This window comes from Streptomyces sp. NPDC055239 (genome assembly GCF_053606205.1).
The window spans coordinates 469348-482579 of sequence record NZ_JBSGRD010000006.1; the positions used below are offsets into that span (position 1 = coordinate 469348).

The 13232-nt window shown below is 69.8% G+C and carries 10 protein-coding genes; 8 read left to right on the plus strand and 2 right to left on the minus strand.

All coding sequences use genetic code 11. The features are described from left to right. Positions 1–108 precede the first annotated feature (108 nt). From ACWFRJ_RS22375 to ACWFRJ_RS22395, 5 genes are all read left to right on the plus strand, one after another. Complete coding sequence (locus ACWFRJ_RS22375; RefSeq protein WP_453533470.1) at positions 109–1473, plus strand: phosphomannomutase/phosphoglucomutase; 1365 nt, start codon at positions 109–111, stop codon at positions 1471–1473. A 480-nt stretch (positions 1474–1953) separates the two neighbouring features. Beyond that, on the plus strand, positions 1954–2130 hold the full coding sequence (locus ACWFRJ_RS22380; protein ID WP_389904494.1) for a Trm112 family protein: 177 nt from the start codon (positions 1954–1956) through the stop codon (positions 2128–2130). A 157-nt stretch (positions 2131–2287) separates the two neighbouring features. After that, complete coding sequence (locus tag ACWFRJ_RS22385; protein ID WP_453533474.1) at positions 2288–3493, plus strand: SIS domain-containing protein; 1206 nt, start codon at positions 2288–2290, stop codon at positions 3491–3493. Positions 3494–3550: 57 nt separating this feature from the next. Continuing rightward, positions 3551–4705 (plus strand): mannose-6-phosphate isomerase, class I, encoded by a 1155-nt coding sequence (manA, locus tag ACWFRJ_RS22390; protein WP_453533477.1) that lies wholly within the window; start codon positions 3551–3553, stop codon positions 4703–4705. Between the two features lie 135 nt (positions 4706–4840). Then, on the plus strand, positions 4841–5800 hold the full coding sequence (locus ACWFRJ_RS22395; RefSeq protein WP_453533479.1) for a cation diffusion facilitator family transporter: 960 nt from the start codon (positions 4841–4843) through the stop codon (positions 5798–5800). A gap of 101 nt (positions 5801–5901) precedes the next feature. Here ACWFRJ_RS22395 and ACWFRJ_RS22400 read toward each other — a convergent pair whose 3' ends face one another. Further along, the gene (locus ACWFRJ_RS22400; RefSeq protein ID WP_453533482.1) at positions 5902–7986 is read right to left on the minus strand and encodes a fructose-specific PTS transporter subunit EIIC; all 2085 of its coding nucleotides are present in this window, start codon (positions 7984–7986) and stop codon (positions 5902–5904) included. 398 nt (positions 7987–8384) lie between these two features. On the opposite strand from ACWFRJ_RS22400, the gene ahcY reads away from it, so the two are divergent. Together ahcY and ACWFRJ_RS22410 are read left to right on the plus strand one after the other, a co-directional pair. Then, the gene (gene ahcY, locus ACWFRJ_RS22405) at positions 8385–9842 is read left to right on the plus strand and encodes an adenosylhomocysteinase (RefSeq protein WP_453533485.1); all 1458 of its coding nucleotides are present in this window, start codon (positions 8385–8387) and stop codon (positions 9840–9842) included. 265 nt (positions 9843–10107) lie between these two features. After that, the gene (locus ACWFRJ_RS22410) at positions 10108–10722 is read left to right on the plus strand and encodes a hypothetical protein (RefSeq protein WP_453533488.1); all 615 of its coding nucleotides are present in this window, start codon (positions 10108–10110) and stop codon (positions 10720–10722) included. Between the two features lie 20 nt (positions 10723–10742). On the opposite strand, the gene ACWFRJ_RS22415 is transcribed toward ACWFRJ_RS22410, so the two are convergent. Further along, on the minus strand, positions 10743–11678 hold the full coding sequence (locus ACWFRJ_RS22415) for an RDD family protein (RefSeq protein ID WP_453533491.1): 936 nt from the start codon (positions 11676–11678) through the stop codon (positions 10743–10745). A gap of 89 nt (positions 11679–11767) precedes the next feature. On the opposite strand from ACWFRJ_RS22415, the gene ACWFRJ_RS22420 reads away from it, so the two are divergent. Further along, a complete protein-coding gene (locus ACWFRJ_RS22420) occupies positions 11768–12775 on the plus strand; it encodes a stage II sporulation protein M (protein WP_453533494.1) in 1008 nt (335 codons plus the stop codon). Positions 12776–13232: the final 457 nt, after the last annotated feature.

A 13232-nucleotide genomic window follows, 5' to 3' on the forward strand; every position in this document is an offset into this window, starting at 1 on the left:
CTTTGACGACGCTCACAGCTGGTTGTCAGTTGTTGCGGGTAGTTTGGGGACACCGGCGAGCACTCGCCGGTGTCGCTGAACTCGCAGAACCTGCAGAGAGGGTTGGCCGTGACTGCTGATCTGTCCCAGATCGTGAAGGCGTACGACGTGCGCGGGGTGGTCCCGGACCAGTGGGACGAGTCGCTGGCGGAACTGTTCGGCGCGGCCTTCGCGAAGGTGACGGACGCGGACGCGATCGTCACCGGGCACGACATGCGGCCTTCGTCACCCGGCCTCTCCCGTGCCTTCGCACGCGGGGCCGCGGCGCTCGGCGTCGACGTCACGGAGATCGGCCTCTGCTCGACGGACCAGCTCTACTACGCGTCGGGTGCGCTGAACCTGCCGGGCGCGATGTTCACCGCCTCGCACAACCCCGCGCAGTACAACGGCATCAAGATGTGCCGCGCGGGCGCCGCCCCGGTCGGCCAGGACACCGGCCTCGCCGAGATCCGCGCCCTGGTGGAGGAGTGGTCGGAGTCCGGCGCTCCGGAGCCCGCGGCCACGCCCGGCACGCTCACGGAGCGGGACACCCTCAAGGACTACTCGGCGCACCTGCGCGGCCTGGTGGACCTGACCTCCATCCGCCCCCTCAAGGTCGTCGTCGACGCGGGCAACGGCATGGGCGGGCACACCGTCCCGACGGTCTTCGACGGCCTGCCGCTGACGCTCGTACCGATGTACTTCGAGCTGGACGGCACGTTCCCGAACCACGAGGCCAACCCCCTCGACCCGAAGAACATCGTGGACCTCCAGGAGCGGGTCCGCGAGGAGGGCGCCGACCTCGGCATCGCCTTCGACGGCGACGCGGACCGCTGCTTCGTCGTCGACGAGAACGGCGGCCCTGTCGCCCCGTCGGCGATCACCGCCCTGGTCGCCTCGCGCGAGCTCGCGCGCAACGGCGGCAAGGGCACGGTCATCCACAACCTCATCACCTCGTGGTCGGTCCCCGAGGTCGTGCGGGAGAACGGCGGCACGCCGGTCCGCACGCGTGTGGGCCACTCGTTCATCAAGGAGGAGATGGCCAAGACGGGCGCCATCTTCGGCGGCGAGCACTCGGCGCATTACTACTTCCGCGACTTCTGGAACGCGGACACGGGCATGCTGGCCGCACTGCACGTCCTCGCCGCGCTCGGCGGCCAGGACGGCCCGCTGTCGGCCCTCGTCGCGCAGTACGACCGTTATGCCGCGTCCGGCGAGATCAACTCCACGGTCGACGACCAGACGGCCCGCCTCGCGGCGATCAAGGCGAGGTACGAAGCCGAGGAGGGCGTCACCATCGACGACCTGGACGGCCTCACGGTGACGGCCACGGACTGGTGGTTCAACGTCCGAGCCTCCAACACGGAGCCGCTCCTCCGCCTGAACGTAGAGGCAAGGGACGAGCCCACCATGACCAGGGCGAGGGACGAGGCACTGGCCATCATCAGGGGCTGAACGAGGGGAGTCGCGGGGGTGGGGGCGGCAGGGCACCTGGCATCCACCCCGGCTGCCACCGCACTGGCGGGCAGCGCGCCTGGCGTTCCGCCGCCGTCACGCTGGTGGGCGGCAGCCCTGGCACCTTCGCTCACCCGGACCGCCCCATCCGCGGGGAGGCGTTCCGGCGCACTTGCCCACCCGGGGCCGCCCTGCTTGTGGGCGGGCGTTCCATCGCTCCTGCCCGCCCCGCGCACCCCGTTCGTGGGGCGGGCGTTCCGGCGCACTTGCCGACCCGGGCCGCTCCGTATTGTGGGCAGGCGTTCCGCAAGGCGGAACGGGTGGGCACAAACGCCCACCCGCCCGCGGGAAAAGAACAACGCCGAGCCCCACCCAGGACCCCTGGGGCGAAGCCCCGGCCGTACACACCCAAGGCCCAGGGGCCAGCGTAGGCTGACCAGGCGACATTCCTTACCCGCCCCACTCGAAGGGACCCACCCCATGCCGCTCGAAGCCGGCCTCCTGGAGATCCTCGCCTGCCCGGCCTGCCACGCCCCCCTCAAGGAGGCGGAAGCGGAGCTGATCTGCACCGCGGACAGCAAGGAATGCGGCCTGGCCTACCCCGTCCGCGACGACATCCCCGTACTCCTCGTCGACGAGGCCCGCCGCCCCGCGTAAGGCCCGCGCAAGGCCCCGCGAAGCCCCGCCGGCAAGGCGACCGCAAGGCCCGCGCAAGGCCCGGCGCAAGGCGACCGCAAGGCCCGGCGCAACGACAAAGATGAGCGACCGGCGGCGCCCCGCACCCCGCCGCCCGGCGAATCGGAGGCCCGACCCCATGCTCGACGAATCGCTCCTCGACGCACCCGAGGCCCTCGCCCTGGCCGACCGCCGAGGCCTCCTCCGCGGTGCCGCGGAGGCAGGCGCACGCGTCCGCACCGCGGTCCGGCACGCCACGGAGGCCGGGCTCACGCAGCTCAAGCCGGACGGCCGCCCCCGCGCCATCCTGATCGCGGGCCCCGGCACCGCAGCCACCTGCGTCGCCGACCTGCTCGGCACCCTCGCGGGCACGGGCTGCCCCGTGATCCGCCTCGCCCCCACCGGCGTGGCCCCCGCCGCAGGCGCCCTGCGCTGGGCCCTCCCCGGCTGGGCGGGCCCCCTGGACCTGCTGCTCGTCGCCACCCCGGACGGCACGGAACCAGGTCTCGAACTCCTCGCCGAGCAGGCCTACCGTCGCGGCTGCACGGTCGTGGCCGTCGCCCCCGCCCGCTCCCCGCTGGCCGAGGGCGTCGAAGGCACGCACGGCCTCACGGTCGCGATGGCCACCTCGCCGTACGGGGAGTACGAAGCCCCGCACGACGGAGAGCGCGCGTCAGGAACGTACGAGGCGCGCCGCGTGAGCGGCGAGGCCGCCGCGTCCGCCCCCGCCACCCTCTGGGCCCTGCTCACCCCGCTCCTCATCCTCCTGGACCGCACCGGCCTGATCACCGCACCGGTCGAGACCCTGGAGAAGATCGCCGACCGCCTCGACAACGTCGCCGAACGCTGCGGCCCCGTCATCGCGACGTACAGCAACCCCGCCAAGACGCTCGCCGCCGAGCTCGCCGACGCCCTCCCGGTGATCTGGACCGAGGGACACCTCGCGGGTCCCGTAGGCCGGCGTTTTGCCGCCACGCTCGCCGAGCTGGCGGGACACCCGGCGGTCGCGGGCGAGCTGCCCGAGTCGCTGCCCGCGCACGGCGCCCTGCTCGCGGGCAACCTCGCCCCGAGCGGCGGTGGCGACGGCGACGACGACTTCTTCCGCGACCGCGTCGAGGAAACCCAACGACTGCGCGCCCGCGTCGTCCTGCTCCGCGACCGCCCGGTGGACGCGGGGGGCCTCAGCGCCGCGCCCACGGCCCGCGAGCTGGCCCACGGCCACGACATCGCGATCAGCGAGCTGGAGCCGGAGGACGGCGACGACCTGGAGACCCTCGCGGAACTGATCGCCGTCACGGATTTCGCCGCCGTTTACCTGGCGCTCGCCCCGAGGGACGGATCATGACCGCAGCCGTCCGCACCGCGTACGTACATTCGTGAGTAAGTAAGGGAGACCCCCTCCGTGGATCGCCTCACCAACACCATCCGCCCCTACGCCTGGGGTTCCACCACCGCCATCGCGGAGCTCATCGGCGCCGAGCCGACCGGTGAGCCGCAGGCCGAGATGTGGATGGGCGCCCACCCCGGCGCGCCCTCGCGCACCGAGCGGGGCCCGCTCGACAAGGTGATCGACGAGGACCCGGGACACGAACTCGGCAGGGCGGCCGTCGCCAAGTTCGGCCCGCGCCTGCCCTTCCTCCTCAAGATCCTCGCGGCGGGCGCCCCGCTCTCCCTCCAGGTCCACCCCAATCTGGAGGAGGCCAGGGAGGGTTACGAGGACGAGGAGCGCCGCGGCGTCCCCGTCGACGCCCCGCACCGCAACTACAAGGACGCCAACCACAAGCCCGAACTGATCTGCGCGCTCACGGAGTTCGACGGCCTCTGCGGCTTCCGCGACCCCGTCGAGACAGCGGACCTCCTTGCCGGACTCGGCGTCGACTCCCTGAAGCCGTACGTCGACCTCCTGCACGCCAAGCCCGAGGAAGGCGCCCTGCGCGAGGTCCTGACGGCCGTCCTGACCGCGGACCCCGAAGAGATGGCCGCGACCGTCACCGAGGTCACCGAGGCCGCCGAGCGACTTGGCGGCGCCTACGCCCCGTACGCGGGCATCGCGCGCCACTACCCCGGCGACCCGGGCGTCATCGCGGCGATGCTCCTCAACCACGTCCGGCTCCAGCCGGGCGAGGCCCTGTTCCTCGGCGCCGGAGTCCCGCACGCCTACCTCGACGGCCTCGGCGTGGAGATCATGGCGAACTCGGACAACGTGCTGCGCTGCGGCCTGACCCCCAAGCACGTCGACGTGCCCGAACTCCTGCGCATCGTCCGCTTCGAGCCGACCGCCCCCGGCATCCTGCGCCCGGAGGCGACGCCCGACGGCGAAGAGATCTACTCCACCCCCATCGACGAGTTCCGCCTCTCCCGCTTCGTCCTGCCCGACGGCGCGGCACCGCACGACCTCACGGCCGCCACACCGCAGATCCTGCTCTGCGTCGCGGGCTCGGTCCGCGTGGGCGACGCCGGGGAACTCGCGCCCGGACAGTCGGTGTTCGTGTCCGCGGACGAAAAGGCCGAAGTGTCCGGAGTCGGCACGGTCTTCCGTGCCACTGTGGTGGCCTGACGCACCACCAGCGCCGCGTGCTGCAACAATGACCCACCGCAAAGGGCGGGCAAAGCAGCGCTGCCGACGGTGGACGACGAACGTACGCAGGCGAGTAGGCATGCGAGTACGTAGGCGAAGGGACAACGGGCACACATGAGCGCGTCAGGCGGAACAAAGGCGATCGTCGCGGCACTCGCCGCGAACCTCGCGATCGCGGTGGCGAAGTTCGTCGCGTTCATCTTCAGTGGCTCGTCGTCGATGCTCGCCGAGAGCGTGCACTCGCTCGCGGACTCCGGCAACCAGGGGCTGCTGCTCCTCGGCGGCAAGAAGGCGCAGCGCGAGGCGACCCCGCAACACCCCTTCGGGTACGGCCGCGAGCGCTACATCTACGCCTTCCTGGTCTCCATCGTGCTCTTCTCGGTCGGCGGCATGTTCGCGATCTACGAGGGCTACGAGAAGATCAAGCACCCGCACGAACTCGAGCACTGGTACTGGCCGGTCGGCGTCCTGGTGTTCGCGATCATCGCCGAGGGCTTCTCCTTCCGTACGGCCATCAAGGAGTCGAACCACACGCGCGGCAGCCTCACCTGGACGCAGTTCGTCCGCCGCGCGAAGGCCCCCGAGCTGCCTGTCGTGCTCCTGGAGGACCTGGGCGCCCTTGTCGGTCTCGTCCTCGCCCTGGCCGGCGTCGGCCTGGCGATCGGCACGGGCGACGGCGTCTGGGACGGCATCGGCACGCTCTGCATCGGCATCCTGCTCATCCTGATCGCGATCGTCCTCGCCGCGGAGACCAAGTCCCTGCTCCTGGGCGAGGCCGCGGGCACGGACGAGGTCGAGAAGATCGAGAAGGCCCTGGTCGACGGCGACACGGTCACCCGCGTCATCCACATGCGTACCCTGCACCTCGGCCCCGAGGAGCTCCTCGTCGCCGCCAAGGTCGCCGTGCAGCACGACGACACGGCCGCCGAGGTGGCCGCCGCCATAAACGCCGCCGAGGAGCGCATCCGCGCGGCCGTCCCGATCGCCCGCGTGATCTACCTGGAGCCGGACATCTACAGCGAGACGGCCGCCGCCGACGGCACGAACCCGGCGAAGGCACCGGGCGGTCACTGACCTCTCCAGGATGTGCCTGTACGTCGATGGGGCCCCGCACCTGCACGGTGCGGGGCCCCATCGACGTAACTCGACCACCGGCCACGTAACTCTGCCAACGGCTACTGAACCTCGCGCAGCACCTCGAGGATCGCCGCCTGGTCGGGCGCCGCCTCGAGACGCTCACGGAACCCGGTGTCCATCAGCTTCCGCGAGAGCAGCGCGAGGATGCGCAGGTGCTCGTCGCCCGCTGCGGCCTCCGGCACGGAGATCATGAAGATGAGCTTGGCCTTCGTACCGTCGATGGCACCCCACTCGATGCCTTCCGCCGACCGCGCGAACCCGACGACCGGCGAGGTCACCGCATCGGTCTTGGCGTGCGGGATGGCGATCTCCTCGCCGAGCCCCGTGGTGCCCTGGTCCTCGCGGCGCAGCGCCGTCCGCACGAGCTCCTCGACGTCGGTGACCTTGCCGGTGGCGGCAAGGAGGTTCGCCATCTCGCGGATCGCGGAGTCCTTGTCGGCGGAGTCGAGCTGGACCTTCACGGTCTGCTCGGTGAGATATCCGGAGAGGACTTCGTCCTCCTCCTGGGAGGGCGTGGCTGCCGCCGCAGGCACCTTCTGAGGGGCAGCGGACGCCCCGGAGACGACGGCACCGGCACCGGCTCCCGCTCCCACTCCCGTTCCTGCTCCCACTCCCGCGAGCACCGGCTCAGGCCCGCCCGGCAGATCGACGACCGGCGCCCCGCGCCGCTTCCGCTCGCTGAGGTCGACCAGGGCGACCGTGGTGAGGGCGGTGACGACGGAGCCGATGGCGACAGCGATGAAGAACATCGGTACACCGCCGACGGCACCCAGAACCGCCACGATCGGCCCGCCGTGCGGCACCGCGTCCTCGACGCCCGCCTGTCCTGCGATCGCACCGGCGACGGCGCCACCGAGCATGTTCGCGGGAATGACCTGCGCGGGCCTGGCCGCGGCGAACGGAATCGCACCCTCCGAGATCCCGAAGAAGCCCATGAACAAGGCGGCAAGACCGGTCTCTCGTTCCTGCTCGCTGTAGAGGCGCTTGCGGATCAGCGTCGCGAGGCCCTGCCCGAGCGGCATGACCGGGATCGCGGCGGCGCACATGCCCATGACGGTCTGGTTGCCGGTGGCGATGAGCCCCGCGCCGAACAGGAACGCCGTCTTGTTGACGGGACCGCCCATGTCGAACGCGATCATGAGCCCGAGAATCGCGCCGAGCAGGATCGCGCTGGTCCCGGTCATGCCGCTGAGCCAGCTGGTCAGATGCTCGAAGATCCACGAGATCGGTTTCCCGATGACGTAGATGAAGAAGAGGCCGAGTGCCGTCGTCGCGACGATGGGGATCACGATGATCGGCATGATCGGCTGGGCGAACTTCGGGACCTTGATCTTCTTGATCCACAGCACCAGATAACCGGCGAGGAAGCCGGTCACGATGGCCCCGATGAAGCCCGCGCCCGCCTTGGAGTCGTACAGATCGCCCGTGTTGGCGATCCAGCCGCCGATCATGCCGGGCACGAGCGCGGGCCGGTCGCCGATCGCGTAGGCGATATAGCCGGAGAGGATCGGCACCATCAGCGTGAAGCCGATGACACCGATCTGGTTGACGTGCATCCAGAACGAGTCGTCGGGGATGACGAGCCCGCCCTTGGGGTCCGTGTGCCCGCCGAGCGACAGCGAGATCGCGATCAGAAGGCCGCCGACCACGACGAACGGAATCATGTACGAGACGCCGTTCATCAGCGCCTTGTAGGCGAGGCTGCGCTCCTTGCCGCCACCGCTGGAGAGCGGCTCGGCGGATCCGCCGCCCCCGCCTCCGCCGTGCACCGGCGCGCTCCGCACCTGCTCGATGAGCCGCTCCGGGTGGCTGATGCCCTCGGACACCCCGACGGACAGCACGCGCTTGCCCACGAAACGGCCGCGGTCGACGTCCTTGTCGGCGGCGATGATGATTCCGTCAGCATCCCTGACATCGTTGTCAGTCAGTACGTTCTCGGCGCCGATGGAGCCTTGCGTCTCCACCTTCATGTCGATGCCGAGGCTCTCCGCGGCCTGCGAGAGCTTCTCCGCCGCCATGTAGGTGTGGGCGATACCGGTCGGACAGGCGGTCACCGCGAGCAGCTTGAGCTTCTTCTGCTCGCCGCTGCTCCCGCCTATGGGGGGATCGGCCGGATGGGTCACGTGGATCTCCTAACGCCTTCGTCAAACAAGATCGCGCAAATGTTCCCGATCTCAAGGCATCCTGCAACACCCGCGGACAGGTTCAAAAGCGCAAAGGTCCCTAATGAGCAGGTCTGTAGCCCTGTCCGTGGCCCGATCCGCGGCGCCCCGCCCGCCACGGCGCCCGCCACCGCGCCCGGGGAGGCGGGCTGGGGCTCGCTGGGCCAATCGGTGTAGCTTTGTGACCGAGCCAGACGTCGCTGCTGATGGCGGTCGGGCGGTGCCTGCACGGGCACCGGCCGAGGGAGAGAGGGCCTCCGACGGACTGCGCTGCTGCGCGCCGGTGCTTCTCCATGCCGTCGTCGCAGGTCAGCCATGTCCACCCACCCTCGATCAACCCCACGAGGAGCAGCTCGCCAATGACGACTCTCACCAACGGCCAGGACTTCAAGGTCGCCGATCTCTCCCTGGCCGAGTTCGGCCGCAAGGAGATCACTCTCGCCGAGCACGAGATGCCCGGCCTGATGTCGATCCGCAAGGAGTTCTCGGCCACCAAGCCGCTGGCCGGCGCCCGCATCATGGGCTCGCTGCACATGACCGTGCAGACCGCCGTCCTCATCGAGACCCTGGTCGCCCTGGGCGCCGAGGTGCGCTGGGTCTCCTGCAACATCTTCTCGACCCAGGACCACGCGGCCGCGGCCATCGCCGTCGGCCCTGACGGCACCCCGGACAACCCCCAGGGCATCCCGGTCTTCGCCTGGAAGGGCGAGACCCTCGAGGAGTACTGGTGGTGCACGGAGCAGGCGCTGACCTGGCCGAACACCCCCACCGGCGGCCCGAACATGATCCTGGACGACGGTGGCGACGCCACCCTCCTCGTCCACAAGGGCGTCGAGTACGAGAAGGACGGCAAGGTCCCCTCCGAGGACACCGCCGAGTCGGACGAGCACCGCGTCATCCTGCAGCTCCTCAACCGCACCATCACCGAGGGCTCGCAGAAGTGGACCCAGGTCGCCTCGGAGATCCGCGGCGTGACGGAGGAGACCACGACGGGCGTCCACCGCCTGTACGAGATGCACCGTGACGGCACCCTCCTCTTCCCGGCGATCAACGTGAACGACGCCGTGACGAAGTCGAAGTTCGACAACAAGTACGGCTGCCGCCACTCCCTGATCGACGGCATCAACCGCGCCACGGACGTCCTCATCGGCGGCAAGACCGCTCTCGTCTGTGGTTACGGCGATGTCGGCAAGGGCTGTGCCGAGTCGCTGCGCGGCCAGGGCGCCCGGGTGATCATCACCGAGGTCGACCCGATCTGCGCGCTCCAGGCGGCGATGGACGGCTACCAGGTCGCCACGCTGGACGACGTCGTCGACAAGGTCGACATCTTCGTCACGACGACCGGCAACAAGGACATCATCATGGCCTCGGACATGGCCAAGATGAAGCACCAGGCGATCGTCGGGAACATCGGCCACTTCGACAACGAGATCGACATGGCCGGTCTCGCGAAGATCCCCGGCATCGTCAAGGACGAGGTCAAGCCGCAGGTCCACACGTGGAAGTTCCCCGACGGCAAGGTCCTCATCGTGCTCTCCGAGGGCCGCCTGCTGAACCTGGGCAACGCGACGGGCCACCCGTCCTTCGTGATGTCCAACTCCTTCGCGGACCAGACCCTGGCCCAGATCGAGCTGTTCACCAAGCAGGAGGAGTACCCGACCGACGTCTACGTGCTCCCCAAGCACCTCGACGAGAAGGTCGCCCGCCTCCACCTGGACTCGCTCGGCGTGAAGCTCACGACGCTCCGCCCCGAGCAGGCCTCGTACATCGGCGTCGAGGTAGAGGGCCCGTACAAGCCGGACCACTACCGCTACTGACCGAGCCGGCCACATAGGGCTCTTTGCCCCGGCACTCGCTCATCGCATCCCGCAGGCCCTCGCCCACCAGGCGGGGGCCTGCGGGCGTGAGGACGGGCGCGGGGCAGGAACGGGGGTGAAGCGGGGCCGACCCGGCGTGCAGACAGTCCGTCCCCGGCCCTCGCCGCCCCGCAGACAGGAATCCGCCCCAGGCCCTGCCCCGCGGACAGGAATCCGCCCCTGGCCTACACCGCCCACCACCACCCCCGACAAGGACCGAGCCCCCATGCCCCGCGGCCACTATTCGCTCCACGACCCGCACGACCACACCCCCCTCGGTGAGGAACACTTCCACTGCGCCCCGGGCCCCTCCGGCTGGCGCTACGTCTCCCAGCGGAACGCCCCCTCAGGCGAGCCCACCGGCTCCGTCGACCTGGCCCTCGACGAACTCGGCCGCCCCATCCGCCTCGAACTTCACGCGGGGGACTGGCAGATCCGCGCCGCCGCCATCGACGGCGTCACCTGGGTCCGCACCGACCCCACCGGCACCCATGCCACGGAAGACAACGCCCCCGCCCACGCCTTCACCGGCACATCCCCCGCATTCCTCATCGCGACCACCCGCCTGCTGCGCCTCACCCCCGCCTCCTCCGCGACCCGCGTCCGCCTCGTCGCCTTCACCGACCCGGTCCTCGCACCCCGCACCCTCGACCAGTCCTGGGCCCTGCTGAAAAGCGAAGCACACACCACTGACAACGGCCCGCTGATCGTGGACGAATACCAGGTCACAGCCCTGGACACCGGCGAGCAGCACGCCATCCACATCACCGGCGACGTCGTACTCTCCGCCCCCGGCATCGAGCTCGAGAACCTCGAATCCCCGCCCTCGACGTTCACCTGACCCCAGCCCCCACCCGACCCCTACGCGGGCGGCACGAACCCAGTGCCGGCACTGTCCTGCCTGACGGGCGGGGCCGCATCACGAGGTTCCTCAGCGCCCCCAGGTCCGGCCGGACCGGCAGGGTAGGCCGGATAAGAAGCAACTCCCGGCGCTACCGCGTACCCCGAACGAGCCGACCCCTCGCCCCCGTTCCCGACGCCACTCCTACTCCCACCGAACGCCCGCCGAGCATCCCGCGCCTGCCGCTCCTGCACGACCGCCGCCAGGTACGCCGCCGGAGGAACACCCTGCGGAGCAGGCGCCCCCGTACGCTCCGCGAGATCACCGGCAAGCCGCTCGGCCATCGCCCAGCCGACCTGCGGATCCAGCTGCCCCATCCGCGTCAGGTACTGCCGGATCGCCAGCCACAGCGCCTCCGGCACCCCGGACAGATCGAGCCCGGAGAACCGCCCCGCAAGCCAGGGCGGCGGCGGAGGAATGAAAGCCGTCTGTCCGACGGGCACCCGCTCCCGCACGACAAGCGTCCCTGCGAACACATCTCCAAGGCGCCGCCCGCGCGCAGACACCAGCGAGGCGATGCACGCGACGACCCCGAACGTCAGCAGAATCTCGACGACCCCCACCGCGCCCCGCACCAACGCGTGCCGAAAACGAATCGGCCCCCCGTCGTCCCGCACCACCCGCAGCCCGCACGCCATCTTGCCGAGCGACCGCCCATGGCTGAGCGTCTCCACCGCGATCGGCCCACCGACCAGGATCAGTACGAAGCTGGCGACGGCGACCGCCGCGGCCGCCGCGTCGTCCAAGGAGGACGTAGAGGCCACGATCCCCACGGTCACCCCCAGGTAGACCGCCCAGGCCACCGCCAAGTCGATCAGTACGGCGAGCCCCCGGCTCGGCAGTTTCGCCGGGCGCAGCTCGAGCGCCACCGCCTCGCCCGTCACAAGCTCACTCACGCCAGCCGCCCTTCCCTGCCCTGCCGTCGGAACGGCCAGTCTGCCAAGCTGAGGCAGCATCGCGCCGCAGTACGAGGAGCAGCCACCTAATGGACCTCGACGTATTCGTGTCCGCCCACCGAGCCGAGTGGGACCGACTCGACGCTCTGCTGCGCCGCCAGCGCCGCCTCAACGGAGCCGAGACCGACGAACTCGTCGCCCTCTACCAACGCACGGCCACCCACCTCTCACTGATCCAGTCCAGCGCCCCGGACCCGCAACTCACCGGCCGCCTCACGCGCCTCGTGGCACGCGCGCGCAGTGCGGTGACGGGCACCCGCCGTGCTTCCTGGCGCGACGCCACGCACTTCCTGACGCACGGCTTCCCGGCAGCGGTCTACCGCTCCCGCCGCTGGTGGGTCCCCACCGCCCTGCTCTCGACGGTCCTCGCGGCCGTCATCGGCTGGTGGATCGCCACGCACCCCGAGGTCCAGGCCTCCATCGCGGCCCCCGGCGACCTGCGCGAGCTCACCCGCCCCGGCGGCGAGTACGAGACGTACTACTCGAGCCACCCAGCGGCTTCGTTCGCCGCGCAGGTATGGACGAACAACGCCCAAGCAGCGGCCATGTGCCTGGTCCTGGGCGCCTTCCTCTGCTTCCCCGTCATCTGGATCCTCTTCCAGAACATGCTGAACCTGGGCGTGGGCATCGGCCTGATGTCCTCAGCCGACCGCCTCGACACCTTCCTCGGCCTGGTCCTCCCGCACGGCCTTCTGGAACTGACGGCGGTCTTCGTAGCCGCGGGCACGGGCCTGCGGCTCGGCTGGACCCTCATCGACCCGGGCCCGCGCTCACGCCGAACGGCCCTCGCCGAGGAAGGTCGAGCTGCCCTCGGTATGGCCGTCGGCTTGGCCCTGGTCCTGTTCGTCTCCGGCGCCATCGAAGGCTTCGTCACCCCCTCAGGCCTGCCGACCTGGGCCCGCATCAGCATCGGGATCGCCGCTGAACTGGCCTTCCTCGCATACGTCTTCGTCCTGGGCGGCAGAGCAGCACGAGCCGGTGCCACGGGCGACCTCGACCCCACTGAGCGCAGCGCAACGGTCCCCACTGCGGCGTGATGTGCATCGGACCCCGCTGGCCTGCTAGTCTCCTCGACGCCCCAAGAAAACCGTTGACACGGAAGGACCGGGGAGGTAGATTCGAACAGTTGCCTAGAACTGGACAAGTCCGGTGGCAACAGTTAATATCTGCCTGCTTCTTGAATCTCATAAGCCAAGAAGCCGCACCCGATAAATCAGAAACATCAGGCCGGTAAGACCGACCGAAAACTTCTGATAAAGTCGGACTCGCCGGAAAGGGAAACGCAAAAGCCGAAAGGCCGGAGCGGAAACCTGAAAGGCACCGAGGAAAATCGGACACGAAAGAGTCTGATAGAGTCGGAAACGCAAGAACGAAACACAGCAAGACAAAAAAGAAACACCGAAGGGAAGCGCCCGGAGGAAAGCCCGAGAGGGTGAGTACAAAGGAAGCGTCCGTTCCTTGAGAACTCAACAGCGTGCCAAAAGTCAACGCCAG

Bases quoted from the DNA above. Each gene is read 5' to 3' on its own strand.
- ACWFRJ_RS22380 (WP_389904494.1), top strand. From the start codon at position 1,954: ATGCCGCTCGAAGCCGGCCTCCTGGAGATCCTCGCCTGCCCGGCCTGC.
- ACWFRJ_RS22385 (WP_453533474.1), top strand. From the start codon at position 2,288: ATGCTCGACGAATCGCTCCTCGACGCACCCGAGGCCCTCGCCCTGGCC.
- ACWFRJ_RS22395 (WP_453533479.1), top strand. From the start codon at position 4,841: ATGAGCGCGTCAGGCGGAACAAAGGCGATCGTCGCGGCACTCGCCGCG.
- ahcY (WP_453533485.1), top strand. From the start codon at position 8,385: ATGACGACTCTCACCAACGGCCAGGACTTCAAGGTCGCCGATCTCTCC.
- ACWFRJ_RS22410 (WP_453533488.1), top strand. From the start codon at position 10,108: ATGCCCCGCGGCCACTATTCGCTCCACGACCCGCACGACCACACCCCC.
- ACWFRJ_RS22420 (WP_453533494.1), top strand. From the start codon at position 11,768: ATGGACCTCGACGTATTCGTGTCCGCCCACCGAGCCGAGTGGGACCGA.